Genomic DNA, 25,351 nt, shown 5'->3' on the forward strand with positions numbered 1-25,351 from the left:
CCCTTGCCGGCTAGCTGTTTTTTATTTGCTACAGCGGTTGTACACGGCTCGGAGCGCTTTTGGCAAACCCGTTGTCGCGAATCGTCCCCCTGATATCGTCCGATTCACGTCGCGAACCTTTCTAGCGAGCCTCGATCGGCGGGCGCATAGTCGAGTCTTTAAAATAACAAGGCAGAGGCGGCCATGACCAAGACCCTGCATCACCGAGCCTGTCACCTGTGCGAGGCCATCTGTGGCCTGAATATCGAAGTCACCCATGAAACAGATGGCCCGGCGCGGATCAGCTCGATCAAGGGCGATCAGCAGGATCCGTTCAGCCGCGGCCATGTCTGCCCCAAGGCGGTCGCCCTGCAGGACATCCAGGAGGACCCCGACCGTCTGCGCCAGCCTCACCGGCGCATCGGTGACCAGTGGTTGCCGATCGACTGGAACGAAGCCTTCGCCCTGGCCGCCGAGCGGTTGTGGGCGATCCAGCAGGCCCACGGGCGCAACGCGGTGGCCGTTTACCAGGGCAACCCCAGCGTGCACAACTATGGGCTGATGACCCACAGCAACTACTTCCTCGGCCTGCTCAAGACCCGCAATCGCTTCTCTGCGACCTCAGTGGACCAGTTGCCGCAGCACCTGACCAGCCACCTGATGTATGGCCATGGCCTGCTGTTGCCCATTCCGGACATCGATCAGACCCAGTTCATGCTGATCCTGGGCGGCAATCCCCTGGCTTCCAATGGCAGCATCATGACCGTGCCGGATGTGGAAAAGCGTCTCAAGGCGCTCAAGGCCCGAGGCGGACAATTGGTGGTGGTGGATCCGCGGCGCAGCGAGACAGCGGCGCTGGCTGACCAGCACCTGTTCATTCGCCCCGGTGGCGACGCGGCGCTGTTGTGTGGCCTGCTGCATACGCTGTTCAGCGAGAACCTGGCCCGGGGCTCGCATCTGCCGGTCACTGGGCTGGAACAGGTGCGCGAAGCCATCCTGCCGTTCGATGCGACCGCCATGAGCGCGCTGTGTGGTATTCCGGCGGAGGCGATCCGCCAGTTGGCGCGAGATTTCGCCGCTGCCGACAAAGCGGTGTGTTATGGCCGAATGGGTGTATCGACCCAGGTCTTCGGTTCGCTGTGCCACTGGTTGGTGCAGTTGATCAACCTGGTCACCGGCAATCTTGATCGCGAGGGCGGTGCCCTGTGCACGACACCTGCGGTCGACCTGGTCGCCAGCACTTGCGGCGGGCATTTCGACCAATGGCGCAGCCGGGTCTCGGGCTTGCCCGAGTACGGCGGCGAGTTGCCGGTGTCGGCCCTGGCCGAAGAGATCCTCGAACCCGGGGAGGGGCAGGTGCGGGCACTGGTGACCGTGGCGGGTAACCCAGTGTTGTCCACGCCCAACGGGCGACGCCTGGACGACGCCCTGGCCGGCCTCGACTTCATGCTCAGTATTGACTTGTACATCAACGAGACCACGCGCCATGCCGACCTGATCCTGCCGTCGACCTCGGCGTTGGAGAACGATCATTACGATTCCACCTTCAACCTGCTGGCGGTGCGCAACGTTACCCGCTTCAACCGGGCAATCCTGCCCAAGCCCGAGGGCGCATTGCACGACTGGGAGATCTTCGTGGGGCTGGCCAAGGCTTTTGCCGAGCGCGCGCAGGTCGAGCTCAAGGCCACCCTGCCGCCGGCACAGATGATCGACTTCGCCCTGCGCAAGGGGCCTTATGGCGAGCAGACGCCCTGGAAACTCTCGCTAGGCGTGTTAGACGCGCATCCCCATGGCCTTGACCTCGGGCCGCTGCGCGCCAACCTTACGACGCGCCTGCGCACGGCCAGCGGCAAGGTCGAGGCGGCCCCGGGCGTACTGCTCGAGGACCTGCGGCGCCTCGCTCATATGGCCGCGCCTGCGGATGACCAGTTGCTGCTGATCGGCCGTCGGCACGTGCGCAGCAACAATTCGTGGATGCACAACTACCATCGGTTGGTCAAAGGCAAGCCGCGCCATCAGTTGCTGATGCATCCGGACGACCTGCGCCGGCGGCACTTGCAGGACGGCCAGATGGTGCGGGTGCGCTCGCGTACCGGGGTAATCGAGGTGACGGTGCAGGCCAGTGAGCAAATGATGCCAGGCGTGGTCAGCCTGCCCCATGGCTACGGCCATGGGCGCCAGGGCGCGCGCTTGCAGGTGGCTGCTGCACAGCCGGGGGCGAGTGCCAATGACCTGACCGACGAACACTTGCGCGATGGCGTTTCCGGCAATGCCGCCCTCAATGGCGTGCCGGTACAGGTCGAGGCCGCATGAAGTACGGTAAGGCCGAGCACGCTGCTCGGCTTTCCGATACAATGCGTCACCGTGCCGACGACCCTGTCGGAAAGTTCAGCCGAGGTGCTTCATGGATATCATCGATACAATCAAAGAGCAGATTGCCAACAACACCATTCTGCTTTACATGAAAGGTTCGCCGAATGCGCCGCAGTGTGGCTTCTCGGCCAAGGCTTCGCAGGCAGTGATGGGTTGTGGTGAGAAGTTCGCCTATGTCGACATCCTGCAGAACCCGGAAATCCGCGCCAACCTGCCCAAGTACGCCAACTGGCCGACTTTCCCGCAACTGTGGGTGGCCGGTGAGCTGGTCGGTGGCAGCGACATCATGCTGGAAATGTTCGAGAAGGGTGAGCTGCAGACCCTGATCAAGGAAGCGGCCGCCAAGGCCAAGGCTTCCGAAGCCTGATCCGGCGTTTGCCGCAAGTAGCAAAAAGCCCCGCCTAGGCGGGGCTTTTTTGTAGCTGGCGAAACTTACTCTTCGCCCATCTGCGACTGCAGGTAGTTCTCGATAGTGATCTTGTCGATCAGGCCCAGCTGGGTCTCCAGCCAGTCGATGTGCTCTTCCTGGTCTTCGAGGATGTCTTCGAGCACATCGCGCGAGCCGAAGTCGCCAGCCGTTTCGCAGTGGGCAATGGCGGCCTTGAGGTCGGCATGGGCCTTTTTCTCAAGTTTCAGGTCGCAGTCGAGCATCTCCTTGGTGTGCTCGCCGATCATCAGCTTGCCCAGGTCCTGCACGTTGGGGATGCCTTCGAGGAAAAGGATGCGCTTGATCAGCTTGTCAGCGTCCTTCATCGCCTGGATGGATTCTTTGTACTCGAGCTTGCCGATTCTGTTCAGGCCCCAATCTTCGTACATGCGCGCGTGCAGGAAGTACTGGTTGATTGCGACCAGCTCGTTTCCGAGGATCTTGTTGAGATGCTGGATGACGCTTACGTCGCCTTTCATGATGGGGTCCTGCCCTGTAGAAGTTGAGCCAATACAGAGAAGTTTGAGCCTGAGCTATTCCTATGTCAAACCTAAGTTATTGAATAATAAGTGAAAATTAATCGGAATAAGAATGTTTGTGAACCGCGTTCGAGCGCTAACTTATTGAATTGCAGGCATAAAAAAACCGGACGCTGGGTCCGGTTCTTCGAATTCGGGAATTATGCCGCATTGAACTCAACGGGGTAGGGCAGGCTAGCCTGCTGGCTTAGTTGCAGCTCGGTGAGGGTTTCGCGTACCACCTGCTTGGCGAGGCAGGCGCATTTGCCGCACTGGCTGGCCACATTGGTGGCGGCTCGCACTTCTTTGTAGCTGCAGCATCCTTCGTAGATCGCATCGCGGATCTGTCCATCGGTGACACCGACACAGAGACACACATACATAAAGGCTGACCGTCGCGGGTTGAGTCGATGCGTTGGAGAGTAATGGTAATGAGAATGCTTGTCAAAGCACTTTGTGTGAGGTGCGTTCCAGAGCGACCGGCGGTCGAGATTCGGCCTGTCACGTAAAGCTGTGTATGATGGTCGGCCTTTGCTGGATCCGGGGGACGTGTTCCGCCCGGGCAAGGTTTTTCACCCCTCATCAGGAGAGATCGAATGAGCGTACTCGTTGGCAAAAAAGCCCCGGACTTCACCGTTCCAGCCGTGCTGGGCAACGGCGAGATCGTAGACAGCTTCAACCTGGCCTCGGCCATCAAGGGCAAGTACGGCCTGGTATTCTTCTACCCGCTGGACTTCACGTTCGTCTGCCCATCCGAGCTGATCGCCCTGGACAACCGTATCCCTGACTTCCAGGCGCGCAACGTGGAAGTGATCGGTGTGTCGATCGACTCGCACTTCACCCACAACGCCTGGCGCAACACGCCGGTCAACAACGGCGGTATCGGTCAAGTCAAGTACACCCTGGCAGCCGACATGACCCACGAAATCTGCAAGGCCTACGACGTCGAGTCCGAAGGCGGCGTGGCCTTCCGTGGCGCCTTCCTGATCGACACCAACGGTGTTGTCCGCTCGCAGATCGTCAATGACCTGCCGCTGGGCCGCAACATGGACGAGCTGCTGCGCCTGGTAGACGCCCTGCAATTCCACGAAGAGCACGGCGAAGTCTGCCCGGCCAACTGGAAGAAAGGCGACAAGGGCATGAACGCTTCGCCGGAAGGCGTTGCTGCCTATCTGAGCGAGAACGCTGGCAAGCTGTAATTGCCACGCGTATAAAAAACCGGCCCTGGTGGCCGGTTTTTTTATACCCCGCGAGCATGTCGCGCTAGGCGGGCTTCAATCGTTGAAGTCGCGCCAGCCGCCCATTTCTTTCCAACGATTGACGATGCCGCAGAACAGCTCGGCGGTCTTCTCGGTGTCGTAGCGCGCCGAATGCGCTTCGCGTCCGTCAAAGTCGATGTCCGCGCTCTGGCAGGCACGGGCCAGCACGGTCTGGCCGTAGGCGAGGCCGGCGAGGGTGGCGGTATCGAAGCTGGAGAACGGGTGGAACGGGTTGCGCTTGATGTCGTTGCGCGCCACCGCGGCATTGAGGAAGCCCAGGTCGAAGCTGCTGTTGTGCCCGACCAGGATTGCCCGCTTGCAGCCATTGGCCTTCAGCGCCTTGCGCACGCCGCGGAAGATATCGGTCAGTGCGCTTTCCTCGCTCACTGCCATGCGCAGCGGGTGGTCCAGCTTGATGCCGGTGAATTCCAGCGCGGCCGCCTCGATGTTGGCCCCTTCGAACGGTTCGACCCGGTGGAAGTAGGTGTGTTCGGGGAACAGGAAGCCCTTCTCGTCCATGCCAATGGTGACGGCGGCGATCTCCAGCAGCGCGTCGGTGGCGCTGTTGAAACCGCCGGTCTCGACATCCACCACCACTGGCAAGTAGCCACGAAAACGCTCGGCCATGGGGTGGCGCGAGCCGCTGCTGACTTGGCTGTCCTGGTCGTCTTCGTACAGGTCTTCGCTCACGCGTTGTCCTCCAGCAGGCGCCAGCGCAATTTCTCACCGGCGCGCAGGGGGATCACGGTGTTGTCGCCGAACGGCAGGCTGTCCGGCGCGGTCCATTCCTCACGGACCAAGGTGATGGTGTCGGTGTTGCGAGCAAGGCCGTAGAAGTCCGGGCCGTGCTTGCTGGCGAAGCCCTCGAGCTTGTCCAGTGCGTTGCGCTGTTCGAACGCCTCGGCATACATCTCGATGGCGGCGTAAGCGGTGTAGCAGCCAGCACAGCCGCAGGCGGCTTCCTTGGCATGCTTGGCGTGGGGCGCCGAGTCGGTGCCGAGGAAGAACTTCGGATTGCCGCTGGTGGCGGCATCCAGCAGCGCCACCTGGTGGGTGTTGCGCTTGAGGATCGGCAAGCAGTAGAAGTGTGGGCGGATACCGCCGACCAGCATGTGATTGCGGTTGTACAGCAGGTGCTGGGCAGTGATGGTCGCACCAACGTTGGCTGGCGCCTCGGTGACGAACTGCGCGGCGTCGCTGGTGGTGATGTGCTCGAACACTACCTTCAGGGTCGGGAAGCGTTCGACCAGGCGGCGCATGTGCTCGTCGATGAAGCGCTTCTCGCGGTCGAACACGTCGATCTCGCTGCGTGTGACTTCTCCGTGCACCAGCAGGGGCATGCCGGTTTCGGCCAGGGCCTCGATCGCCGGGAAGATATTGTCGATGCTGGTCACGCCCGAATCGGAGTTGGTGGTGGCGCCGGCCGGGTAAAGCTTGGCAGCGTACACGATCCCGCTGGCCTTGGCGGCACGCACATCGTCAGCGCTGGTACGGTCGGTGAGATAAAGCACCATCAGCGGCTCGAAGCGGCTGCCGGCGGGTCGTGCGGCAAGGATGCGCTCGCGGTAGGCAGCGGCCTCGACGGCGTTGCGCACTGGCGGAACCAGGTTGGGCATGATGATGGCGCGGGCGAAGGTGCGCGCCACGTCACCGACGGTGTGTGGCAGAACGGCACCATCGCGCAGATGGATGTGCCAGTCGTCGGGGCGCAGGAGGGTCAGGCGATCGGACATTGGAGATTCCAGGCGGGTCGAACTCAGAAGCCAATGCTACCGGAAAACCCCTGTTCGAGCACGGCTATCAAGTTTTCCGACGGGCGACCGATAGCGTTCAGGTAAGCCGCCAGAATCTGTGGAGCCGACCGTGCGCCAGCGTTACCTAGCCCTGTTCACCCTCGTTGCCAGCTTGCCGGCCGGGGCAATGACCTTCCAGACCCGCGTGGAGAACGTCGCCTGGAAAGTTGAGGGTGACCAGTTCGAATGTCGCCTGATCCAGCCGATCGACGGTTTCGGCAGCGGCGAGTTCGTGCGCCGCGCCGGCGAGCAGCCAACCTTCCAGCTGCGTTCGGACAGCAATATCCTGGGCGCCGGCTCCGCCACCTTGCTGGCCGCCGCCGCGCCCTGGCAGCCCGGGCGCGGCGACATCAACCTTGGTGCGGTGCATATGGCCCGTACCGGGGTGTTGTTCACCTCCAGTCAGGGCCAGGCCAGCCGTTTGATCAACGGCCTGCTCGATGGACGCAGCACCGTGGTGCGCAACTACCGCGGCGAAGGTGGCCGGCCGATGGAAGTGCATGTGATGCCGGTCAGTTTCGCCAAGGCCTACAGCGACTACCAGCTGTGCGCCGCCAAGCTGCTGCCGATGAACTACGACCAGATCCGCCAGACCCAGGTCGGCTTCCCGGGGGGCGGGATCGAGCTGGACAGCTCGGCGCGCGCGCGCTTGGATGTGCTGCTGGACTACCTGAAGGCCGATCCGACGGTCAATCACATCGAACTCAATGGTCACTCCGACAACAGCGGCAATCGTCTGACCAACCGCGACACCTCGCGTCGACGGGCGCTGGCGGTGGCCGAGTACCTCAAGGCCCATGGTGTGCCGGAAGAACAGATCACCGTGCGTTTCCATGGTGAGCGCTACCCGCTGGCCAAGAACAACAGTGCCGCCAACCGCGCGCGCAACCGCCGGGTGAACATCCAGCTCGAGCGCGTGACGCCGGTCGAGAAGCCGGTGGAGAAACCGGCAGCGCCGGTGCCGCCGTCGACCCCGACACCCGCGTCTACCACACCTGCGCCAACGCCTGCGCCAACGCCTGCGGCTGCTGCCACGCCGTCCGCTTCGGCGAAATCCTGAGAGCGACCACGGGTCGCGCTCTCGACAATTCCTGTCGCTTTGTCGTCACAAGCTGTCGCCCCATTGTAAATATTTCGGCAAGGCCGGTAGAATCAACGGCTTTCCGTACAACCCCGTGGAGTGATGGCATGGCGGACGTAAAAAAGGTCGTATTGGCGTATTCCGGCGGCCTTGATACTTCGGTGATTCTCAAGTGGCTGCAGGACACCTACAACTGTGAAGTGGTGACCTTCACCGCTGACCTCGGCCAGGGCGAGGAGGTCGAGCCGGCCCGCGCCAAGGCCCAGGCGATGGGCGTGAAAGAAATCTACATCGACGATCTGCGCGAAGAGTTCGTGCGTGACTTCGTCTTCCCGATGTTCCGCGCCAACACCGTCTACGAAGGCGAGTACCTGCTGGGTACCTCCATCGCCCGTCCGCTGATCGCCAAGCGCCTGATCGAGATCGCCAACGAAACCGGCGCCGACGCCATTTCCCACGGTGCCACCGGCAAGGGTAACGACCAGGTGCGCTTCGAGCTGGGTGCCTATGCGCTCAAGCCAGGCGTCAAGGTCATTGCCCCGTGGCGCGAGTGGGACCTGCTGTCCCGCGAGAAGCTGATGGACTATGCCGAGAAGCACGGCATCCCGATCGAGCGCCACGGCAAGAAGAAATCGCCGTACTCGATGGACGCCAACCTGTTGCACATCTCCTACGAAGGCGGTGTCCTGGAAGATACCTGGACCGAGCATGAGGAAGACATGTGGCGCTGGAGCGTCTCGCCGGAGAATGCCCCTGACCAGGCCACCTACCTCGAGCTGACCTACCGCAACGGTGACATCGTTGCCATCGACGGCGTCGAGAAGACCCCGGCCACCGTGCTGGCCGACCTCAACCGCATCGGCGGCGCCAACGGCATCGGTCGCCTGGACATCGTCGAGAACCGCTACGTCGGCATGAAGTCGCGCGGCTGCTACGAGACCCCGGGCGGCACCATCATGCTCAAGGCCCACCGCGCCATCGAGTCGATCACGCTGGACCGCGAAGTCGCTCACCTGAAGGATGAGCTGATGCCCAAGTACGCCAGCCTGATCTACACCGGCTACTGGTGGAGCCCGGAGCGTCTGATGCTGCAGCAGATGATCGACGCCTCCCAGGTCAACGTGAACGGCGTCGTACGCCTGAAGCTGTACAAGGGCAACGTCACGGTCGTCGGCCGCAAGTCGGACGATTCGCTGTTCGATGCCAATATCGCGACCTTCGAGGAAGACGGCGGCGCCTACAATCAGGCCGACGCCGCGGGCTTCATCAAGCTCAATGCACTGCGCATGCGCATCGCGGCCAACAAGGGTCGTTCGCTGCTGTAAGCCTATGGTGTATCAGAAAAAACCCGGCCTTGGCCGGGTTTTTTCATGCCCGGGATTCAGCGGGCGGCGCGACCTCGCCTTCCTGCATCGGCGATACCGACAGGTGGATGCAGGTTCGCGTATCGAGGTTGTACAGGATCCAGCGCCGCTGTCGTCCGTGTGGACGCTCGACCATCCGCAGCACATGGTTTTCGATAATCTTCCGGCTGTCGGTACCGGAGATGGCGATGATCATTGCCCCTTTGTCCCTTGCCGCAGAGGGGGGCATTGTTTTATCCGAAGTACAGGCACGCCTGTCCGGGGCAAAGAGTGAACCGCTATTGAAGTTGAGTGTGAGAAAGAACAGCACGGTGAGGAAGAACGGAAAACCTACCAGGAACCAAGTGTAGACAGTCTGGCTGTCGTCACTGAGGAATGGTAGTGAGGCCAAGGCGGATCCCTCAATCACACCGGCAAAGACAGCGATAAGAGTCAACGGGCTGATGGGGTCGCGGTTCATGATGAGTGCCTGGCCATGCTTTGCTCATCTGTAGCCCGTTTTCCCCAGCCTGTTAAGCGTGGCTTGTTTCCCTACCCAGTAATGGCGTGGTTCGTAGGGCAGGCCTTTATCCAACCTGTATAGTCGAATTTTCCCGCGAAATGTGTCACCCGGCGACACTTGGATCCAATTTTGGCGACTGTTACTTTCTGACTCGTTGCGATGGACATGCATGTATTACATTTTGTTAATTAGCTGTTTGTAGGAAGAATCTCTAATAACAGTAGTCCACTTCTTTCGGTGAATCTGCCAGGGAAACCGCTGCATAAATAATCGTTATGCTCGGGTGTGGTGGTCTATCGAACTAAAAACAACGTATCAATGGGAATCGCATGAATAAAGTGCTGATCGTGGATGATCACCCGGTCATTCGCCTGGCCGTACGCATGCTGATGGAGCGGCATGGCTACGAGGTGGTGGCGGAGAGCGACAATGGTGTGGATGCCTTGCAACTGACGCGGGAATATCTGCCGGACATTGTCATTCTGGATATCGGGATCCCCAAACTGGATGGGCTTGAAGTGATTGCCCGAATGACCCTGGCAAGTCCGGGGACCAAGGTGTTGGTGTTGACGTCTCAGGCGCCAGGGCATTTCTCGATGCGCTGCATGCAGGCAGGGGCGGCGGGTTATGTGTGCAAGCAACAGGAACTGACCGAACTGCTCAGCGCGATCAAGGCCGTGCTGTCCGGTTACAGTTACTTCCCCAACCAGGCGTTGCACAAGGGGAGATCGGGTGTGAGTGGCGCCACGGAGATGGAGATGGTCGAGCGGCTTTCCGGGCGGGAGATGATGGTGCTGCAGCAGCTTGCCCGGGGCAAGAGCAACAAGGAGATCGCCGACAGCATGTTTCTCAGCAACAAAACAGTCAGCACCTACAAGACGCGACTGTTGCTCAAGCTCAATGCCCGCTCGCTGGTGGACCTGATCGAACTCGCCCAGCGCCACGGGCTGGCCTGAGCCTCATTGAAAAAGCCTCCGCTCGGGAGGCTTTTGCGTTTACTACAGGTCGTAGTCGAAGTCGGCCAGTTGCTTTTGCAGGCGTCGTTCCTCAAGCATGTTGTCAATGGTGCGGCGTTTGCTCAGGTTGGTCTTGGCCGGTTCGGCCTGCGGCTCCACATCGTCGTCCGCACTCTGAAAATCGTCGTCGATTGCCAAGTCTTCTTTATCGGTGCTCATGCGTCACTCCAAGCCAAGGGGCCATTGGCCGTCCTTATAACGGGAATCGCAGAATGGGTAAAAAAGATTTTTTCAATCGCCTCGAGCAAGTATGAGCTATCGCCTCAATCGTCAGAAGTCTTCTGCTTGTATTCGCACAGGTCTTCGATCCGGCAACTGCCGCAGCGCGGTTTTCGGGCCTGACAGACATAGCGGCCATGCAGGATCAACCAGTGATGGGCATCGAGCAGATAGTCCCTGGGGACGAACTTGAGCAACTTCTTCTCCACCTCCAGCACGGTTTTACCCGGCGCGATGCCCGTGCGGTTGCTGACCCGGAAGATATGCGTGTCGACGGCCATGGTGAATTGGCGAAAGGCAGTGTTGAGCACCACATTGGCGGTCTTGCGGCCAACGCCTGGCAGGGCTTCGAGGGCTTCGCGGGTCTGCGGGACTTCGCCGGCGTGCTGTTCGATCAGCAGGCGGCAGGTTTCGATGACGTTCTTGGCCTTGCTGTTGTACAGGCCGATGGTCTTGATGTACTCGCTCAGGCCTTCGATGCCCAAGGCGTGGATCGCTTGTGGGGTGTTTGCGGCCGGGAACAGGCGAGCGGTGGCCTTGTTGACGCCGACATCCGTCGACTGGGCCGAGAGGATTACCGCTATCAGCAGTTCGAAGGGGGTGGAATAGGCCAGTTCGGTCTTGGGCTCGGGATTGTCTTCATGCAGCCTGCGAAAGATCTCCAGGCGTTTGGCGGCATTCATGGGGTCAGCGGGTTCCTTGACGGCGTGAGGCGGTGTTCGATGGACGCAAGTGATTGTACAGGCCCAGCAGCAGGCCGAGCAGTATCAAGGCGCCAGGAGCCAGTGCGGCGAGGTGTAGGCCGAGAGCATCGCTCAGCAGTTGGCGGCAGATGCCCAGGGCCAGGCCGGTTGCGAGGACACCGAGCAGTCCTAGCCCCAACTGGCGATATCGGCCAGGTTGTGCTGGCAGTTGCTCACTGGCCAGGCAGGGCAGGGCCAACAGCAGCGGGTAGAGGGCAAGTTGCTGGGCCAGGGGCATCGCCCAGGCTTGCAGGCCGAGGTGCAGGCAGGTCGCCAAGGCGGCGGCAAGTACAGTACTTGCCCACAGGCGGGGGCCATGGTCCAGGTGCCTGCGCAGCGGGATCATCAATACCTGGTGCAGGCCTACCAGCAACACTGTGCAAAGGCTTATCGCCAACGCCTGGACGACAGTGCCGGTCGCGCCGAGCAATGGCACCAGGCTGATTGGCACGGGCCAGCAACGCTTCATGGGGGTGTCTCACCGAGCAACGCGGGGCGATGTTGGTCGAAGTAGCGCAGCGTATCCTGGATCGCCTCGATGACTGCCCGCGAAGTCACTGTCGCCCCGGCTAGTTGGTCGAACGCACCCTGGTCACGCTTGAGCGCCCAGGCCTGTTCGGGTGTATCGCGCAGTGTCTGACCGAGAAACTGGTCCAGCCAATGGCGCGCCGGATCGACCAGTTGATCGCCCAAACCAGGGCTTTCCTGCTGTTTGAGTACACGCACGCCCACCAGACGGCCCGCAGGGCTGATGGCGATCACCAACTCGATGGCACCGCCATAGCCTTGGACGCTGCTGTGAAGCAGAACAGCGCTGGTGGCTCCCGCCAAGTTGGCGCGGTAGCCGGCCAGCAGATGGCTATGGCTCAGTTTAGTGTCCGTGAGTGCCACGGGCGTTTGCAATGGCCGGTTGTCGTAGCTGCCCGGTGGCAGCACCTTGAGCCACTGCTGTTCCTGCCACTGGCGGGAGGCCACGGCAATCGGTCCGGCGGTGAAGCGCTGCCAGGCCAGTGTCGCGGCAATTGCCAGTCCTGCCACCAGTAGCAGCACTGCGGTACTGCGTTTGCGGGCGATCATGGGCAGGCCTGCTGGCGGCGTTCCACCCAGCGGTCAAGGATGGGCGCGACGAGGTTCATCAGCAGGACGGCGAACGCCGTGCCATCGGCGAAGCTGCCCCAAGTGCGGATCAGGTAGATCAGCAGGCCGGTGCCTATACCGAACAGCAGGCGGGCCTGCGGTTGCTTGCAGCCGGACACCGGTTCGGTGGCGATGAAGAAGGCGGCGAGCATGGTCGAACCGGACAGCAGGTGCAGCAGTGGCGAGCCGTGGGAGTCGGAGCCGGAGCCATTCCAGCCCAGCAGGCTGGACAGGAACAAGGCGCCGAGCAGGCCGACGGGGGCCTGCCAGCCGAAGACCTTGCGCTGCAGCAGGAACACCCCGCCGAGCAGGAAGGCGAGATTGACCCACTCGGTGCCACGCCCACCCAGATGGCCGAACGCCGGGTGACTGGCGAACAGTTCGTCGATGGTCAGGCTACGGTTGTGGCGCAAGACATCAAGCACCGTGGGGCTGGCCCAGGCGTCGATCCTTTCACTGGCCCCGAAGCTCAGGCTCAGGCTTTCCACGAGCCCAGGTGCCTGACCTGGCCAGTGGTTCATCTGCAGTGGGAAACTCAGCAGGACGAACCCATAGCCGACCATGGCGGGGTTGAACAGGTTGCGCCCGACGCCACCGAAAGCCTGTTTCCCCAGGCCGATGGCGACGCAAGCCGCCGTCACCGGCAGCCACCAGGGCGCCTGGCTGGGTAAGGCAGCCGCCAGCAGCGTGGCGGTGACTAGCGCGCTGCCGTCGCCAGCGGCGCAGGCGACCGGCATTCTCCGCCAGCGCAGCAGCAGCGCTTCGGTGACCAGCGCCGTGCAAGCGCTCAACAGCAGATTGATCAGCACGCCCCAGCCATGCAACCCGAACAGCACCAGCAGACCAGGGGCGCAGGCTAGCAGTACCCGTTGCATGGTGCTGCGCAGGCGCGGATCAGTGGTCGTCATGGTTTTGCGCTTCCTTGAGGTGTTGCGCAGCAGTGGCTTCAATTGCCGGGGGCAAGACATTGATGCGTAGGGGCAGGATCATTGGGTGAAGAGTCCGTTGAATCCCGAAAGCGCCATGGCCATCACGCCGCTGCCGATCAGCTTCACAGGCAAGCCGCGCAGGGCTGCGGGTATTTCCCCATGGTGGCAGCGGGCGTCAAGGTCGGCATACAGCATGAGGGCCAGCCAGAATCCCAGTGCACTGATGACAGCCCACACCAGCACTCTCCATCCGTCTGCATCGTCGTTGGCAAGCTGTAACAGCAAGCCTAGCACCACGGCGTTTGCGCTCAGCAAGGGTTGCAGGCCGTGCATGGGCCAGCTTGGCCGAAAGCGTCGGAGCAGGTTTGGCAGTGTCCAGGCCAGTGCCGTCAGCAAGGGCAGGAAAATGAACAATTGCAGGTTCTGCAACTCCATGGGTGCGAGAAATTGCCGGTGCAGCCAGGCGCCGACAGGCAGCGTAACGAGGATCATCAGGGCCGAACACAGGCCCAATGCATGCAGGCGCGCACGCTCGATCGGCTCGGCCTGCAGGACCAGGTGATTGACCAGCGCGGCGCTGACCAGGATCAGGACGTAGTCACTCATGGCGATGCCGAAAGCGGGAGGGTGCCGTCATTATCGGACAGCGGGCGGCAGATGCAACTGCCCCGGCCATTTGGCCGGGGCAGGAGGGCTTACTTGATGCGCTGGCCTGGCTTGGCGCCGCTGTCAGGGCTGAGCAGGTAGATTTCTTCACCACCGGGGCCGGCGGCCATGACCATGCCCTCGGAAACGCCGAAACGCATTTTGCGCGGCTTGAGGTTGGCCACCATCATGGTCAGGCGGCCTTCCAGCAGGGAAGGTTCCGGGTAGGCCGATTTGATGCCCGAGAACACGTTGCGACGCTCGTCGCCGATGTCCAGGGTCAGCTGCAGCAGCTTGTCGGCACCGGGCACGGCTTCGGCCTTGACGATCAGCGCCACGCGCAGGTCGACCGCGGCGAAGGTGTCGAATTCGATCTCGGCCGACAGCGGGTCCTTGACCAGCTCGCCATTGCCCGTCGGGGCGGCCTTGGCTTCGGCAGCCAGCAGGTCTTCCTTGCTGGCGGCGACCATGGCCTCGACCTTGGCCGGCTCGATGCGGCTCATCAGGGCCTTGAACGGGTTGAGCTGATGGTTTTCCAGGCGCGACAGGTGGTCGTCCCAGGTCAGCGGGGCGACGTTGAGGAACGCCTCGGCATCCGCTGCCAGCAGCGGCAGCACCGGCTTGAGGAAGATTACCAGCTGGCGGAACAGGTTGACGCCCTGGGCGCAGATGGCCTGCACCTCGTCCTGCTTGCCCTCCTGCTTGGCCAGCGACCAGGGCGCCTTGTCGGCGATCCAGGCGTTGGCGCGGTCGGCCAGGGCCATGATTTCGCGCATGGCGCGGCCGAAGTCGCGGGCCTCGTAGGCCTCGGCGATCGACGGCGCGGCGGCGAGGAAGGCCTCGGTCAGTTCGGGCGCGGCATCGCCGGCAACCATCACGCCATCGTTGCCCTTGTGGATGAAGCCGGCGCAGCGGCTGGCGATGTTGACCACCTTGCCGACCAGGTCGGAATTGACCTTCTGCACGAAATCCTCGAGGTTCAGGTCGAGGTCATCGACGCCGCGACCCAGCTTGGCGGCGTAGTAGTAGCGCAGGTATTCCGGCTGCAGGTGGTCGAGGTAGGTGCGCGCCTTGATGAAGGTGCCGCGCGATTTCGACATTTTTGCGCCGTTGACGGTCAGGTAGCCGTGCACGTTGACCGCGGTCGGCTTGCGCAGGCCCGCGCCTTCGAGCATCGCCGGCCAGAAAAGCGCGTGGAAGTTGACGATGTCCTTGCCGATGAAGTGGTACAGCTCGGCCTTGGAGCCTTCGTTCCAGAACGCGTCGAAGTCCAGCTCCGGGCGGCGGGCGCAGAGGTTCTTGAAGCTGGCCATGTAGCCGATCGGCGCGTCCAGCCAAACGTAGAAGTACTTGCCCGGTTCGCCCGGGATCTCGAATCCGAAGTACGGCGCGTCACGGGAGATGTCCCATTCCTGCAGGCCCGAGTCCAGCCATTCGGCGAGCTTGTTGGCCACCGCGTCCTGCAGGGTGCCGCTGCGGGTCCACTGCTGCAGCATGGCCTGGAAGTCCGGCAGCTTGAAGAAGAAGTGCTGCGAGTCGCGCAGCACCGGGGTGGCGCCGGAGATCGCCGACTTGGGGTTCTTCAGTTCGGTGGGGGCGTAGGTGGCGCCGCATTTCTCGCAGTTGTCGCCGTACTGGTCCTCGGCCGCGCACTTGGGGCAGGTGCCCTTGATGAAACGGTCGGCGAGGAACATGCCCTTCTCGGGGTCGAAATACTGGGTGACCGAACGGTTGGCGATATGCCCGGCGTCGCGCAGACGGGTGTAGATCAGGCTCGACAGCTCACGGTTCTCCTCGCTGTGCGTGGAGTGGTAGTTGTCGAAGTCGACCAGGAAGTCGGCGAAGTCGGCGCTGTGCTCGGCCTGGACGTTGGCGATCAGCTGCTCCGGGGTGATGCCTTCCTTTTCCGCGCGCAGCATGATGGCCGAACCGTGGGCGTCGTCGGCGCAGACATAGATGCACTGGTTGCCGCGCAGCTTCTGGAAGCGCACCCACATGTCCGTCTGGATGTACTCCAGCATATGGCCAAGGTGGATCGATCCATTGGCATAGGGCAGGGCGCTGGTGACGAGAATCTGACGTGGCTCGGACATGGTGGCTCGGCTACTTATCTGGCTACGGGGTAAAAATGAGGGTGATCGGCCACTATAAAGGGCTGGCGAATTTATTTCACCCCAAGGACGCATCTGCTGACGATTGACGGGTTAGCATAGGCGCCTGTTCCGTATCCAGTTTGCCAATGGGAGCCTCCATGAGTGCCGTCACCCGTGCCGCCGTCGAAGGCGTGCTTCGCCAGTACACCGACCCCTACCTGAACCAGGACCCGGTCAGCGCCGGTTGCGTGCGCGCCATCGACATCCAGGGCGGGCAGGTCAGCGTGCAGTTGCAGTTGGGGTATGCCGCCGGCCTGTTCAAGGGCGGCTGGGCGCAGGTGCTGCAGACCGCGATCGGCAACCTCGATGGCGTTGCCTCGGCGAGCGTGAGCATCGACTGCGTGATTGCCACCCACAAGGCTCAGGCCCAGGTGCCGGCCATGGCCAACGTGAAGAACATCATCGCCGTGGCCTCGGGCAAGGGCGGGGTCGGCAAGTCGACCACCGCCGCCAACCTGGCCCTGGCCCTGGCCCGCGAGGGCGCCCGAGTGGGTATTCTTGATGCCGACATCTATGGCCCGAGCCAGGGGGTGATGTTCGGCATCGCCGAGGGCACCCGTCCGCAGGTGCGCGATCAGAAGTGGTTCGTGCCGATCAAGGCCCATGGCGTCGAGGTCATGTCCATGGCGTTTCTCACCGACGACAACACGCCGATGGTCTGGCGTGGCCCGATGGTCTCCGGGGCATTGCTGCAACTGGTGACCCAGACCGCCTGGGACGACCTCGACTACTTGGTGATCGACATGCCGCCGGGCACCGGCGACATCCAGCTGACCCTGGCGCAGAAGGTGCCGGTGGCAGGCTCGGTGATCGTCACCACGCCCCAGGACCTGGCGTTGCTGGATGCGAAGAAAGGCGTGGAGATGTTCCGCAAAGTCAACATCCCGGTGTTGGGCGTGGTCGAGAACATGGCCGTGCATATCTGCTCCAACTGCGGCCATGCCGAGCACCTGTTCGGTGAAGGTGGTGGCGAGAAGCTGGCCGTGCAGTACGGCGTCGACCTGCTGGCGTCGCTGCCGCTGTCGATGCTGATCCGCGAACAGGCCGACAGCGGCAAGCCGACCGCCATCGCCGAGCCGGAAAGCCAGATCGCCATGGTCTACCAGGAGCTGGCGCGGCAGGTGGGGGCGCGGATCGTGCTGCAGGAAGCGGCGGCGCCGGCGATGCCGAGCATTACCATCAGCGAAGACTGACGCGTCACCTGTAGGAGCGGCCCTTTCGCGACACAAGGCCGCTCCTACAAGGGCCGGCGGATAGCTTTTGAACAGGCACAAAAAAACCCGCCAATGGCGGGTTTTTTTTGAAAGCGAAGAAGCGAGATCGACTTAGGCGATCTGAACTTCTTCAGCCTGCATGCCTTTCTGGCCGCGGGTAGCGACGAAAGTAACAGCCTGGCCTTCTTTCAGGGTTTTGAAGCCGTCAGCTTGGATGGCTTTGAAGTGCACGAACAGGTCGTCGCCCGACTGAGGGGTGATGAAGCCGTAGCCCTTCTCATCGTTGAACCACTTGACAACACCGGATTGACGGTTGGACATTTTTCTGTCTCCTTGGACAAAGTTGATAACGGTCAGGAAACACCCTGACCGGGACTGAGCGCAAAGAGAGCAGAAAATTCAGCGATGGGCCGATCAGGATCGTGCATCAAACTAGAGATTCTCGGTGTCACGTGCAGCACAGTGGCGCCACCTTAACCCACTTTCCACAACCTGCCAATGGCCAAGAAGCGCTTTGATGAAATTCGGATCGGCGGCCTGTACAGGCCCCGTCCGGCGCGGGATAGGGCGAGGAAACTTTAACCTGGGCGTTGGGACCGGTAAGATGCACCTCTCGTTTTTTACCCCGCACTCTTCAGGACACCCCCGCCATGAGCATCAAATCGGACAAGTGGATTCGCCGCATGGCGCAGGAACACGGCATGATCGAACCGTTCGTCGAGCGCCAGGTGCGCGGCGAGCAGGACAGCCGGGTCATTTCCTTCGGTGTCTCCAGCTATGGCTACGACGTACGCTGCGCCGACGAATTCAAAGTCTTCACCAACATCAACTCGGCCACCGTCGATCCGAAGAACTTCGATGCCGGCAGTTTCGTCGACATCAAGAGTGACGTGTGCATCATTCCGCCGAACTCCTTCGCCCTGGCCCGCACCGTCGAGTATTTCCGCATTCCGCGCGACGTGCTGACCATCTGCCTGGGCAAAAGCACCTACGCCCGTTGCGGCATCATCGTCAACGTCACGCCGCTTGAGCCCGAGTGGGAAGGCCATGTGACCCTGGAGTTCTCCAACACCACCACGCTGCCGGCGAAGATCTACGCCAACGAAGGCGTGGCGCAGATGCTGTTCCTGCAGTCCGACGAGGAATGTGAAGTGTCGTACAAGGACCGTGGTGGCAAGTACCAGGGCCAGCGCGGCGTCACCCTGCCGCGCACCTGAGCCGACAAAGCGCGGGAATTGTTTCCGCGCCCGGCACTCCAACGAGAAGTCCTGGCGCGCATGCCGTGCGCCGGGCCTCGTCAGGAGCCGCCTATGAAAATCGACCCCGCAATCAGTGCCAAGCTGGCCGTCCTGCAGCCGAACCAGATCGGATTGCTGGCCTGGTCGCTGATGGCCCATCCGCCGATCCACACACCACTGCCGATGCAGGCCGGTGGCGTGCCGCACCAGCCCGATCCCGACACACCGCAGCCGCCGGAACCAGGTGAGCACCCACCGAGGGAGCCGGGCGAGCCGACCCTGCCCGATGAGCCGCCTCCCGCCCCAGTGGCCTGATTTGTCTCAGTTGCCCAGCAGATAGCCGCTGCGGCAAACCTGTGCGCCGGCCACATGGGCAACCACCATGCCCGCCGTGGCCATGCGCCTGATGCTGCGCGCGTAGAGCAGGCCGGCCTGGGTATTGCGCAGAGGGGTGACCCGGTCGTTGAGCGGGTCGATGACCTCGGCTATCAGCTCTCCGGCTTGCAGGTACTGGCCGGGCGCGGCGTGGAACACCAGCAGCCCGCCAAGCGGTGTCATGACCGGCTCCACGGCCGCCAGCGGCGTCGCCGGGTGAACCAATGCGGGCAGCGGGGCCGGCTGGCCCTCGATGATCCCGGCATGGGTAAGGAAGTCGAGGATCGCCTGGCAGTCCCGGGTCGCCAGGGGGTGGCTGACATCGGCCTGGCCGCGCAGCTCGATGGTCACCGAGAAACTGCCCTGGGGGATCGGGAAGCGTTTGGCGAAGCGCTGCTGCAGCTGCCACCACACCAGGCTGAAACACTCATCGAACGACTGTCCACCCGAGTCGGTGGCCAGCAGGCTGGCCTGCACGCCTAGGTAGCGGGCCAGCGGCTCGACCTGGGGCCAGGCTTCCGGCGTGGTATACAGATGCTCGACCGCCTCGAAGTCGCAGTGCAGGTCGAGGACCATGTCGGCGTCGCAGGCCAGGCGTTGCAGGGTCAGGCGCTGCGACTGCAGCGGCGTGTTCGCGGGGTGGGCATCCAGGCCCCGGCGCAGGTATTCGCGAATCAGCGCCAGGTTGTGCGCCGGATCCTGGGTGAGATGGCCTTCGATCTGGTCACCGATGCTGTCGGACAAGTCGACGAACTTGCGGTTGAAGTTTTCACCGCTTTGCAGTTCGAAACGGCCCAGCGGCGCGTCCAGCAGCACCTGTTCCAGGCCCACCGGGTTGGCCACCGGTACGAGGATGATCTCCTTGCGCAAGCGGCCCTGCTGCTCCACTTCCCCGAGTCGCTGCTTCAGGTGCCAGGCCACCAGCATGCCCGGTAGCTCGTCGGCGTGCAGCGAGGCCTGGATGTACACCTTGCCGGCGCCACGCGGGCCGAAGTGGAAGCTGTGCAGCTGGCGGGCGATACCCGGGACAGGGGAGAGCAGGTCGTGGGTCGATTGGTGCATGGTGGTCCTGATATCAGCGTTTTAGGGCGAAGGCTGGGATCAAGGATAGAAGCATAACTTCGGGAGTGGCGCACTATTCGGATCGCGGGGCGCAAGGGAGCCAGGCGATGACTCGGTATCGGCCATGAGATCGAGCGCCGCCAGCGCGACGCTTGATCTCGGACTGCCAAATGAGCTACTTGCCAGGCACCAGGGTCAACCGCTGGCTGCCATAGGCCCGGGCAAAGTTCTGTGGTTGCAGCGGCAGGCTGCTGAAACGGCCTTTGAACCAGGCATCGAGCCCGTCGCTGTAGTGGCGGCTGGCCGGGTTGCCGGACTGGCCGTTGCTGGTCAGTACCTGCAGCGGTTCGGCCTGGCCGAAGTCGACGATCATGCGCGCCGAGGCCGGCAACTGAGTGTCGAAGCCGCTCCCCAAGGCATAAGGCGTCAGGGCCAGGGTGCTGAAGTCGCCTCCCGCCGCCAGGGGCGCGCGGTCGAGCTTGTCGCCCAGTCCGTGATAGGTCGGTGCCGGCCAACGGTAATGGTGCAGCTTGCCCCATTGCCAGGCACGGCGATCCGCGCCTAGCTGAGCGGTGCCGGCATCCACCGCGGCGGCCAGGCTGCGGGCGAGAATGGTCGGCTTGTCTTCCTTCTGCGGCGTGCCGCGATCATCCCAGAACGGGCTGTCCTCGCGCCCCAGCAGGTGATCGACCTGGGCGGAGTAGGAGAGCTGGGCATTGCCGACGAAGGCCTGCCAGGCCGGGCTGGATTCCGGGCCCAGTTCGTCGAGGAAGGTCCGCCGGGTGACCGCCTGCAGGAACAGTTCATACAGCGCGGCATCGGCCGACACCGGGCTCAGCCGGCCATCGAAGGCCTTGAGCCGGGCCAGGGCATCGCGGGCCTTGTCGCGCTGCCCGGCGGGCAGGGCATCGATGGCCTGCTTGAGCGGCTGGGCCATGCCGGGCGCGTCGAACATCTGCTTGAGCTTGTCGGCCAGCAGCGTCACCTGGTCGTTCTGCAGGGCCATCAGGCTGCGGCTGTCGTGACGACCGTTGCCGGCCAGCTGGGCCATGCGCTCGGCACGCTCGGGGTAGTACCAACTGCTCGACAGCTGCATGCCATAGCCCTTGGGCAGGCTGCGCTGGTTGGCGTGACCGATGAAGCCGGCGGGCGGATCCTGGTCGTAGGGGTGCAGCATCGGGTCGGCGTAGCCGTCCCAATCATAACGCCCGTCCCAGCCCGGCGAGGGCAGCAGGCCCTGGCCTTCGCGGCGGTTGGGGTAGCGGCCACTGACCTGCCAGCCGATGTGCTGGGGCTCGGCGAACACGAAGTTCAACGCCGCCGCAGCGACCTCGCGGGTGCTGTCGAAGGCGCGCTCGATGTTCTGCGCGCGGGTCAGGTCGAACAGCGCGTCGAGGCTGCGATCCTCCTTGAGCTGCGGTAGGTGCAGGGCCAGGGCCAGGCTGCCATGGCCTGGCAGCAGGGTGCCATGGCGGGTGTCGTACATGACCTCGCGCTGCGGGCGCTGGCCGCGGACGAAGAAGGTTTCATTGCGTGCGCGGGCCTGCTGCCACTTGCCGTCAGCGAGGTAGCTCAGCTGGCTGCCCTGGCGGCGTACCTGCTCGAGGAACAGGTCCTGGTTGTCGGCCATCACCGCGCTGCTGCTCCAGGCCAGCTTGCCGTTGTAGCCGGCCAGCACGATCGGCAGGCCTGGCAGCGACAGGCCGGCGACCCGGTACTTGGTGGTATGGATCTGCACCGGGCTCAGTGCCCAGGCGGCGCGGCTGTCGCTGGCCAGCAGGCTATTGCCGCTGCGGCTGCGCTGGGGCGTCAGGGCCAAATTGGCCGAGCCGGGGGCGCCCAGCAGGCCGAGGTCGGCCAGTTGCTGGCCGGCGGCGGTGAGTGCGCCGAGCCCTGGCAGTTGGCTGGTCAGGTTCACGCCCTTGAGTTTGTCGAGCTCGCCCTCGGCCAGTGGCTCGTCGGGGGCGCCGGGCAGCAGCCAAGCGAGTTTGTCGGCACCGACCTTCTGCGCCAGGGTCAGGGCCGACAATTCCTCCTGCAGGTTCACCGACTGGCTGAAGGCGTAGAGGTTGAAGATCAGTGCCGAGTCCTCGGGCTTCCAGTATTCCGGGCGGTAGCCGCTGCGGGCGAGCTCGCCCGGCAGCTTGTCGCGGTAGCGGAACAGGTAGGCGTTGACCCCGCGGGCGTACACCTCGAAGAAGCGCTTCAGGCGCGGCGAGGCATCGGCATACAGCTGGCCGGCGCTCTGCTTGAGGTTGGCGGCGCGCATCAGGCGATCAATCTCCAGGGCATCGGCCCCGGCCAGCTCGGCCAAGCGCCCCTGGGCCAGCAGGCGCATGGCGACCATCTGCTCGATGCGATCCCCGGCGTGCAGGTAGCCCAGGCTGAACAGCGCGTCATGGAAGCTGCTGCTTTCGATCAGCGGCGCGCCCATCGCGTTGCGCCGAACCGAGACGTTCTGCGCCAGGCCCTTGAGCGGTTGGACGCCCGTCGTCGGCAGCACACTGTCCTGGTGACCACCCATCTGGCAGCCGCCGAGTGCGAGCAGGCCTAGCAACGCGGCAGCACTGCCGAGGCGGAGAGGGAAGGGCGGAAGGACGGGGGCGGCCATGACTAGGCTCCTGCAGGGCGTGGCGGGGTTCTGAAAGGCGCTAAGGTAGTGAGCGCGCAGTCGCCGTGCAAGGTGCCGGGGAGCTTTATTTACCAGTGGTCGTGCTGGTATGTGCGGATCGCGGGCCAAGCCCGCTCCCACGACGATTTGCCGGGGAGCGGGCTTGACCTGCGATGGCCTGATTTGACGTCGATCAGGCGCCGTGGCACTTCTTGAATTTCTTCTCGCTGCCGCACGGGCAAGGGTCGTTGCGGCCGACGTCCTTCAGGGCGTTGCGCACCGGCTCCTGGTGGCCGTGGTTGCAGTGCGGGCCGTGTACATGGCCATGGTCGTGGGCGTGGTGATGGTCGTGACCGTGATTGCAGTCGGGGCCATGGACATGGGGTTGCTGGGTCATTGCGGGGTTACTCCGGTTGTAGATCGCCGGGGATTATCTCACCCCTTTGCGACAAGTGCAGGTCCCGATGGAGGATCAGCCCGGTGGCCAGCTCGCCGCGCAGTTGGTATTGCAGGGGTTGCCCACGCTTGAGCAGCTTCGCCAGGGGCTTGAGGTGCTGCCAGAGGTTGGTGCGCACGGTGATCTTGAAGGTGCGCCGGGCCTGGCCGCCGACGCTGCGCCACAGGCTGGCCTCGTCCTCGGCCAGGAGCAGGTCGCCCAGGCGCACCGAATAGGTCAGATGGCGGATGAACAGGCGGCTTTCGTTGGGGTTGTCGACCCGCAGGTGCAGGACGAACTCCTGCTGATGCAGACGCATCTTCACCGGCTCCACCTCGAGCAGGTGCAGCTGTGGCTCACGCCAGGTGTCGCCGCCCCAGCCGGCGCAGCCCGTCAGCCAGCCCAGCAACAGGCAGAGTGTGAGCAGGCGGGCCAGGGGGCGCATGTTCAACTACCGAGGTAACTGGCGCAGCATTTCTTGAATTTCTGCCCGCTGGCGCAGGGGCAGGGATCGTTGCGACCGGCCTTGAGTGCCACGGTCGGGTCGATGAAGTACCAGCGTCCTGCATGCTGGACGAATGCCGAGCGCTCGCGGTGCTGGTGGTCGCCTTCCAGGTCGTGCCAGCGTGCCGTGAAGGTGACGAAGGCGTGTTCGGGTTGCCCACCCAGTACCTCGGCGCTTTCCACCTCCAGCCCCAGCCAGGTGCTCTGCGCGCTCCAGGCCGCCATGGCGGCGCGATCCAGCTCGGCCTGCTGGGCCGGCAGGGTGGTGTTCACCAGGTAGTCGATCAGGCCCAGCACGTAGGCGCTGTAGCGCGAACGCATCAGGGTCTGGGCGTCCGGTGCCGGGGTGCCGCTGTGATAGTGCCCACAGCAGGCGTCGAGCAGGTTGCCGCTGCCGCAGGGGCAGATCGAGACACTCATCCAGTCACCACCAGTACTTGCCGAAGTTTTCAGGGTTGGCCCAGAACTTTGCATTGAGCCAGTCCGGGACCTGCTTGTAGTCATGCAGATCATAGGTGAACAGGCTCAACACCTGTTCGTCGCGCTGGAACTTCTCGCTGGCCGAGAGTGCCAGCGAATAGAAGTCGGTGTCCTGCCAGCCGCAGGCGTTCAGATCCGCCAGCACCGCGACGCGGCTGGCGTTGAGGTTGCGGATGCCGCCCAGCAGCTCCAGGCCGGTGCGCTTGGGCAGGTGCTCCAGACAGTCGACCAGTACCGCCAGGTCGAAGCGTCGGGCTGCCTGTTCGGCGGGGAGCGGACCGGGTGCGGCGACCTCGATCCGGGTCTCGGGATGGGCGGCAGCGAAGGCTTCCAGAGCCGGGAAGCGACTGCCCACCAGCAGCAACTGGCGCGGGGTGAAGCGATCGAGCAGGGCGGCCAAGGCCTGCTGCGGCGTGCGTTGTGAAAAAACCTCGGTCATTGCCATTCCTCGTTCAGGTCGCTCAAGACTAGCGGTCCTAAGCGATCGGGCAAAGAGGCGCGTCGCTACGTCGGGGCTTATTGCTGGCAGAGCGGTAATCGCCGGTCTTTACTCCCAGAGCATCGGTAATGCACCGATTCCCCCTAGGAGAAGCAACAAGATGAGCATAGTACGCACAGCGATACCCCTGGTTCTGCTCACCAGTGTGTTGACTGGTTGTGCAGGTTTGCAGAAAACCGACTGGCCGAAGTGCGCTGCCGTCGGGGGCGTGGGCGGCGCGGCCCTGGGCGCGATCGAGAGCTCCAGCTGGGCTGGCTGGGGCGCATTGCTCGGTGGTGGCCTGGCGGCCGGCTATTGCTGGGCCCACGGCGATGGCGACGAAGACGGCGATGGTGTGCCGGACAGCCGCGACAAGTGCCCTGGTACTCCGCGTGGCGTGCAGGTCGATGCCAACGGTTGCCCGCCTGAGCCGGCGCCGGTGGTCGAGGAAGTGGTGGTGCAGAAGGAAGAGGTCATCGTCATTCGTGACGTTCACTTCGAGTTCAACTCGGCAAGCCTGACTCTCAAAGACAAAGAACGCCTGGATAAAGTGGCCAGTCGCCTGAAGCAGGAAGCGCCGAGCGCTCGTCTGAGCGTGACAGGTCACACCGACAGCGTCGGCTCCGATAGCTACAACCAGAAGCTTTCCGAGCGTCGTGCCCAGTCGGTGACCAACTACTTGGTCGAAAGCGGCGTGCCGCGAGCCAGTTTCATTTCGGTGGGGGGCGCGGGTGAGACCCAGCCGGTCGCTGACAATGCCACGGCCGATGGCCGGGCGATGAACCGGCGCACCGAAATCAAAATCCAGCGTTGAG

29 protein-coding genes are annotated in these 25,351 nt (G+C 63.2%); 10 read left to right on the plus strand and 19 right to left on the minus strand.

The features are described 5' to 3' along the window. Nucleotides 1–183 precede the first annotated feature (183 nt). The gene (locus K5H97_RS06190; RefSeq protein WP_028690082.1) at nt 184–2,292 is read left to right on the plus strand and encodes a molybdopterin oxidoreductase family protein; all 2,109 of its coding nucleotides are present in this window, start codon (nt 184–186) and stop codon (nt 2,290–2,292) included. Between the two features lie 91 nt (nt 2,293–2,383). After that, entirely contained in the window at nt 2,384–2,719 is a 336-nt protein-coding gene (gene grxD, locus K5H97_RS06195; RefSeq protein WP_016713741.1) for a Grx4 family monothiol glutaredoxin, read from the plus strand. A 65-nt stretch (nt 2,720–2,784) separates the two neighbouring features. Here the strand turns inward: grxD and bfr are convergent, their stop codons facing one another. Together bfr and K5H97_RS06205 are read right to left on the minus strand one after the other, a co-directional pair. Then, complete coding sequence (bfr, locus tag K5H97_RS06200) at nt 2,785–3,258, minus strand: bacterioferritin (protein WP_028690081.1); 474 nt, start codon at nt 3,256–3,258, stop codon at nt 2,785–2,787. A 200-nt stretch (nt 3,259–3,458) separates the two neighbouring features. Continuing rightward, nucleotides 3,459–3,680: a bacterioferritin-associated ferredoxin gene (locus tag K5H97_RS06205; RefSeq protein ID WP_028690080.1), complete on the minus strand. Its 222-nt coding sequence runs from the start codon at nt 3,678–3,680 to the stop codon at nt 3,459–3,461. A 213-nt stretch (nt 3,681–3,893) separates the two neighbouring features. On the opposite strand from K5H97_RS06205, the gene K5H97_RS06210 reads away from it, so the two are divergent. Then, the gene (locus K5H97_RS06210) at nt 3,894–4,496 is read left to right on the plus strand and encodes a peroxiredoxin (protein ID WP_003254945.1); all 603 of its coding nucleotides are present in this window, start codon (nt 3,894–3,896) and stop codon (nt 4,494–4,496) included. Nucleotides 4,497–4,571: 75 nt separating this feature from the next. Here the strand turns inward: K5H97_RS06210 and rnt are convergent, their stop codons facing one another. Both rnt and pyrC read right to left on the minus strand, forming a co-directional pair. After that, nucleotides 4,572–5,183 (minus strand): ribonuclease T, encoded by a 612-nt coding sequence (gene rnt, locus K5H97_RS06215; protein ID WP_225933324.1) that lies wholly within the window; start codon nt 5,181–5,183, stop codon nt 4,572–4,574. A gap of 59 nt (nt 5,184–5,242) precedes the next feature. After that, on the minus strand, nt 5,243–6,289 hold the full coding sequence (pyrC, locus tag K5H97_RS06220; RefSeq protein WP_028690078.1) for a dihydroorotase: 1,047 nt from the start codon (nt 6,287–6,289) through the stop codon (nt 5,243–5,245). A gap of 130 nt (nt 6,290–6,419) precedes the next feature. Between pyrC and K5H97_RS06225 the strand changes: the two genes are divergently transcribed. Continuing rightward, complete coding sequence (locus K5H97_RS06225; RefSeq protein WP_028690077.1) at nt 6,420–7,409, plus strand: flagellar protein MotY; 990 nt, start codon at nt 6,420–6,422, stop codon at nt 7,407–7,409. A gap of 128 nt (nt 7,410–7,537) precedes the next feature. Further along, the gene (locus K5H97_RS06230; RefSeq protein ID WP_028690076.1) at nt 7,538–8,755 is read left to right on the plus strand and encodes an argininosuccinate synthase; all 1,218 of its coding nucleotides are present in this window, start codon (nt 7,538–7,540) and stop codon (nt 8,753–8,755) included. 43 nt (nt 8,756–8,798) lie between these two features. On the opposite strand, the gene K5H97_RS06235 is transcribed toward K5H97_RS06230, so the two are convergent. Further along, nucleotides 8,799–9,254 carry a hypothetical protein gene (locus K5H97_RS06235; protein ID WP_028690075.1) on the minus strand — a complete coding sequence of 152 codons (456 nt, stop codon included), beginning with the start codon at nt 9,252–9,254 and terminating at the stop codon, nt 8,799–8,801. A gap of 371 nt (nt 9,255–9,625) precedes the next feature. Between K5H97_RS06235 and K5H97_RS06240 the strand changes: the two genes are divergently transcribed. Further along, on the plus strand, nt 9,626–10,252 hold the full coding sequence (locus K5H97_RS06240; protein ID WP_028690074.1) for a response regulator transcription factor: 627 nt from the start codon (nt 9,626–9,628) through the stop codon (nt 10,250–10,252). A 42-nt stretch (nt 10,253–10,294) separates the two neighbouring features. Here the strand turns inward: K5H97_RS06240 and K5H97_RS06245 are convergent, their stop codons facing one another. The 7 genes from K5H97_RS06245 to metG all read right to left on the minus strand — a co-directional run bounded on the left by K5H97_RS06245 (nt 10,295) and on the right by metG (nt 16,078). Beyond that, entirely contained in the window at nt 10,295–10,471 is a 177-nt protein-coding gene (locus K5H97_RS06245) for a PA3496 family putative envelope integrity protein (RefSeq protein ID WP_028690073.1), read from the minus strand. Nucleotides 10,472–10,575: 104 nt separating this feature from the next. Then, entirely contained in the window at nt 10,576–11,214 is a 639-nt protein-coding gene (gene nth, locus K5H97_RS06250; protein WP_028690072.1) for an endonuclease III, read from the minus strand. A gap of 4 nt (nt 11,215–11,218) precedes the next feature. Continuing rightward, the gene (locus tag K5H97_RS06255; RefSeq protein WP_028690071.1) at nt 11,219–11,743 is read right to left on the minus strand and encodes an Rnf-Nqr domain containing protein; all 525 of its coding nucleotides are present in this window, start codon (nt 11,741–11,743) and stop codon (nt 11,219–11,221) included. Beyond that, nucleotides 11,740–12,351 (minus strand): RnfABCDGE type electron transport complex subunit G, encoded by a 612-nt coding sequence (locus K5H97_RS06260; RefSeq protein WP_028690070.1) that lies wholly within the window; start codon nt 12,349–12,351, stop codon nt 11,740–11,742. Before K5H97_RS06260 ends, K5H97_RS06255 begins: the two co-directional genes overlap by 4 nt. After that, nucleotides 12,348–13,319, minus strand: coding sequence for an RnfABCDGE type electron transport complex subunit D (locus K5H97_RS06265; RefSeq protein WP_028690069.1), 972 nt, complete (start codon nt 13,317–13,319; stop codon nt 12,348–12,350). The genes K5H97_RS06260 and K5H97_RS06265 overlap by 4 nt, the downstream gene beginning before the upstream one ends. Nucleotides 13,320–13,397: 78 nt before the next feature. Then, the gene (locus K5H97_RS06270) at nt 13,398–13,946 is read right to left on the minus strand and encodes an Rnf-Nqr domain containing protein (RefSeq protein ID WP_028690068.1); all 549 of its coding nucleotides are present in this window, start codon (nt 13,944–13,946) and stop codon (nt 13,398–13,400) included. 89 nt (nt 13,947–14,035) lie between these two features. Next, nucleotides 14,036–16,078 carry a methionine--tRNA ligase gene (metG, locus tag K5H97_RS06275; RefSeq protein WP_028690067.1) on the minus strand — a complete coding sequence of 681 codons (2,043 nt, stop codon included), beginning with the start codon at nt 16,076–16,078 and terminating at the stop codon, nt 14,036–14,038. A gap of 158 nt (nt 16,079–16,236) precedes the next feature. Here metG and apbC point away from each other — a divergent pair, with 158 nt between their 5' ends. After that, nucleotides 16,237–17,331 carry an iron-sulfur cluster carrier protein ApbC gene (gene apbC / locus K5H97_RS06280; RefSeq protein WP_028690066.1) on the plus strand — a complete coding sequence of 365 codons (1,095 nt, stop codon included), beginning with the start codon at nt 16,237–16,239 and terminating at the stop codon, nt 17,329–17,331. A 132-nt stretch (nt 17,332–17,463) separates the two neighbouring features. Here apbC and K5H97_RS06285 read toward each other — a convergent pair whose 3' ends face one another. Further along, nucleotides 17,464–17,673 carry a cold-shock protein gene (locus K5H97_RS06285; RefSeq protein ID WP_003254922.1) on the minus strand — a complete coding sequence of 70 codons (210 nt, stop codon included), beginning with the start codon at nt 17,671–17,673 and terminating at the stop codon, nt 17,464–17,466. Between the two features lie 329 nt (nt 17,674–18,002). On the opposite strand from K5H97_RS06285, the gene dcd reads away from it, so the two are divergent. Both dcd and K5H97_RS06295 read left to right on the plus strand, forming a co-directional pair. After that, nucleotides 18,003–18,569, plus strand: a complete 567-nt coding sequence (gene dcd, locus K5H97_RS06290) for a dCTP deaminase (protein ID WP_003258001.1) — start codon at nt 18,003–18,005, stop codon at nt 18,567–18,569. 93 nt (nt 18,570–18,662) lie between these two features. Then, nucleotides 18,663–18,905 (plus strand): hypothetical protein, encoded by a 243-nt coding sequence (locus tag K5H97_RS06295; protein ID WP_028690065.1) that lies wholly within the window; start codon nt 18,663–18,665, stop codon nt 18,903–18,905. Between the two features lie 6 nt (nt 18,906–18,911). On the opposite strand, the gene K5H97_RS06300 is transcribed toward K5H97_RS06295, so the two are convergent. The 6 genes from K5H97_RS06300 to K5H97_RS06325 all read right to left on the minus strand — a co-directional run bounded on the left by K5H97_RS06300 (nt 18,912) and on the right by K5H97_RS06325 (nt 24,497). Further along, nucleotides 18,912–20,027 carry a succinylglutamate desuccinylase/aspartoacylase family protein gene (locus K5H97_RS06300; RefSeq protein ID WP_028690064.1) on the minus strand — a complete coding sequence of 372 codons (1,116 nt, stop codon included), beginning with the start codon at nt 20,025–20,027 and terminating at the stop codon, nt 18,912–18,914. 175 nt (nt 20,028–20,202) lie between these two features. Beyond that, the gene (locus K5H97_RS06305; protein ID WP_028690063.1) at nt 20,203–22,638 is read right to left on the minus strand and encodes a penicillin acylase family protein; all 2,436 of its coding nucleotides are present in this window, start codon (nt 22,636–22,638) and stop codon (nt 20,203–20,205) included. 193 nt (nt 22,639–22,831) lie between these two features. Continuing rightward, nucleotides 22,832–23,035: an SEC-C metal-binding domain-containing protein gene (locus tag K5H97_RS06310; protein ID WP_028690062.1), complete on the minus strand. Its 204-nt coding sequence runs from the start codon at nt 23,033–23,035 to the stop codon at nt 22,832–22,834. Between the two features lie 7 nt (nt 23,036–23,042). Then, on the minus strand, nt 23,043–23,519 hold the full coding sequence (locus tag K5H97_RS06315; RefSeq protein ID WP_028690061.1) for an LEA type 2 family protein: 477 nt from the start codon (nt 23,517–23,519) through the stop codon (nt 23,043–23,045). 2 nt (nt 23,520–23,521) lie between these two features. After that, nucleotides 23,522–23,998 carry a YchJ family protein gene (locus K5H97_RS06320; protein WP_028690060.1) on the minus strand — a complete coding sequence of 159 codons (477 nt, stop codon included), beginning with the start codon at nt 23,996–23,998 and terminating at the stop codon, nt 23,522–23,524. A 4-nt stretch (nt 23,999–24,002) separates the two neighbouring features. Next, nucleotides 24,003–24,497 carry a DUF6231 family protein gene (locus tag K5H97_RS06325; protein WP_028690059.1) on the minus strand — a complete coding sequence of 165 codons (495 nt, stop codon included), beginning with the start codon at nt 24,495–24,497 and terminating at the stop codon, nt 24,003–24,005. A gap of 160 nt (nt 24,498–24,657) precedes the next feature. On the opposite strand from K5H97_RS06325, the gene K5H97_RS06330 reads away from it, so the two are divergent. Continuing rightward, the gene (locus K5H97_RS06330; RefSeq protein WP_028690058.1) at nt 24,658–25,350 is read left to right on the plus strand and encodes an OmpA family protein; all 693 of its coding nucleotides are present in this window, start codon (nt 24,658–24,660) and stop codon (nt 25,348–25,350) included. Nucleotide 25,351 lies beyond the last annotated feature (1 nt).

This window comes from Pseudomonas mosselii, assembly GCF_019823065.1.
GTDB classification, from domain to species: domain Bacteria; phylum Pseudomonadota; class Gammaproteobacteria; order Pseudomonadales; family Pseudomonadaceae; genus Aquipseudomonas; species Aquipseudomonas mosselii.

Excerpts from the sequence above, each read along its gene's own strand:
- K5H97_RS06320 (WP_028690060.1), bottom strand. The coding sequence starts at position 23,998 with ATGAGTGTCTCGATCTGCCCCTGCGGCAGCGGCAACCTGCTCGACGCC.
- K5H97_RS06230 (WP_028690076.1), top strand. The coding sequence starts at position 7,538 with ATGGCGGACGTAAAAAAGGTCGTATTGGCGTATTCCGGCGGCCTTGAT.
- K5H97_RS06240 (WP_028690074.1), top strand. The coding sequence starts at position 9,626 with ATGAATAAAGTGCTGATCGTGGATGATCACCCGGTCATTCGCCTGGCC.
- K5H97_RS06310 (WP_028690062.1), bottom strand. The coding sequence starts at position 23,035 with ATGACCCAGCAACCCCATGTCCATGGCCCCGACTGCAATCACGGTCAC.
- K5H97_RS06285 (WP_003254922.1), bottom strand. The coding sequence starts at position 17,673 with ATGTCCAACCGTCAATCCGGTGTTGTCAAGTGGTTCAACGATGAGAAG.
- bfr (WP_028690081.1), bottom strand. The coding sequence starts at position 3,258 with ATGAAAGGCGACGTAAGCGTCATCCAGCATCTCAACAAGATCCTCGGA.
- K5H97_RS06270 (WP_028690068.1), bottom strand. The coding sequence starts at position 13,946 with ATGAGTGACTACGTCCTGATCCTGGTCAGCGCCGCGCTGGTCAATCAC.
- K5H97_RS06190 (WP_028690082.1), top strand. The coding sequence starts at position 184 with ATGACCAAGACCCTGCATCACCGAGCCTGTCACCTGTGCGAGGCCATC.
- rnt (WP_225933324.1), bottom strand. The coding sequence starts at position 5,183 with ATGGCCGAGCGTTTTCGTGGCTACTTGCCAGTGGTGGTGGATGTCGAG.
- K5H97_RS06330 (WP_028690058.1), top strand. The coding sequence starts at position 24,658 with ATGAGCATAGTACGCACAGCGATACCCCTGGTTCTGCTCACCAGTGTG.
- grxD (WP_016713741.1), top strand. The coding sequence starts at position 2,384 with ATGGATATCATCGATACAATCAAAGAGCAGATTGCCAACAACACCATT.
- K5H97_RS06265 (WP_028690069.1), bottom strand. The coding sequence starts at position 13,319 with ATGACGACCACTGATCCGCGCCTGCGCAGCACCATGCAACGGGTACTG.
- metG (WP_028690067.1), bottom strand. The coding sequence starts at position 16,078 with ATGTCCGAGCCACGTCAGATTCTCGTCACCAGCGCCCTGCCCTATGCC.
- K5H97_RS06245 (WP_028690073.1), bottom strand. The coding sequence starts at position 10,471 with ATGAGCACCGATAAAGAAGACTTGGCAATCGACGACGATTTTCAGAGT.
- K5H97_RS06315 (WP_028690061.1), bottom strand. The coding sequence starts at position 23,519 with ATGCGCCCCCTGGCCCGCCTGCTCACACTCTGCCTGTTGCTGGGCTGG.
- nth (WP_028690072.1), bottom strand. The coding sequence starts at position 11,214 with ATGAATGCCGCCAAACGCCTGGAGATCTTTCGCAGGCTGCATGAAGAC.
- K5H97_RS06210 (WP_003254945.1), top strand. The coding sequence starts at position 3,894 with ATGAGCGTACTCGTTGGCAAAAAAGCCCCGGACTTCACCGTTCCAGCC.
- K5H97_RS06205 (WP_028690080.1), bottom strand. The coding sequence starts at position 3,680 with ATGTATGTGTGTCTCTGTGTCGGTGTCACCGATGGACAGATCCGCGAT.
- K5H97_RS06260 (WP_028690070.1), bottom strand. The coding sequence starts at position 12,351 with ATGATCGCCCGCAAACGCAGTACCGCAGTGCTGCTACTGGTGGCAGGA.
- K5H97_RS06325 (WP_028690059.1), bottom strand. The coding sequence starts at position 24,497 with ATGACCGAGGTTTTTTCACAACGCACGCCGCAGCAGGCCTTGGCCGCC.
- K5H97_RS06300 (WP_028690064.1), bottom strand. The coding sequence starts at position 20,027 with ATGCACCAATCGACCCACGACCTGCTCTCCCCTGTCCCGGGTATCGCC.
- K5H97_RS06305 (WP_028690063.1), bottom strand. The coding sequence starts at position 22,638 with ATGGCCGCCCCCGTCCTTCCGCCCTTCCCTCTCCGCCTCGGCAGTGCT.
- apbC (WP_028690066.1), top strand. The coding sequence starts at position 16,237 with ATGAGTGCCGTCACCCGTGCCGCCGTCGAAGGCGTGCTTCGCCAGTAC.
- K5H97_RS06255 (WP_028690071.1), bottom strand. The coding sequence starts at position 11,743 with ATGAAGCGTTGCTGGCCCGTGCCAATCAGCCTGGTGCCATTGCTCGGC.
- pyrC (WP_028690078.1), bottom strand. The coding sequence starts at position 6,289 with ATGTCCGATCGCCTGACCCTCCTGCGCCCCGACGACTGGCACATCCAT.
- dcd (WP_003258001.1), top strand. The coding sequence starts at position 18,003 with ATGAGCATCAAATCGGACAAGTGGATTCGCCGCATGGCGCAGGAACAC.
- K5H97_RS06235 (WP_028690075.1), bottom strand. The coding sequence starts at position 9,254 with ATGAACCGCGACCCCATCAGCCCGTTGACTCTTATCGCTGTCTTTGCC.
- K5H97_RS06295 (WP_028690065.1), top strand. The coding sequence starts at position 18,663 with ATGAAAATCGACCCCGCAATCAGTGCCAAGCTGGCCGTCCTGCAGCCG.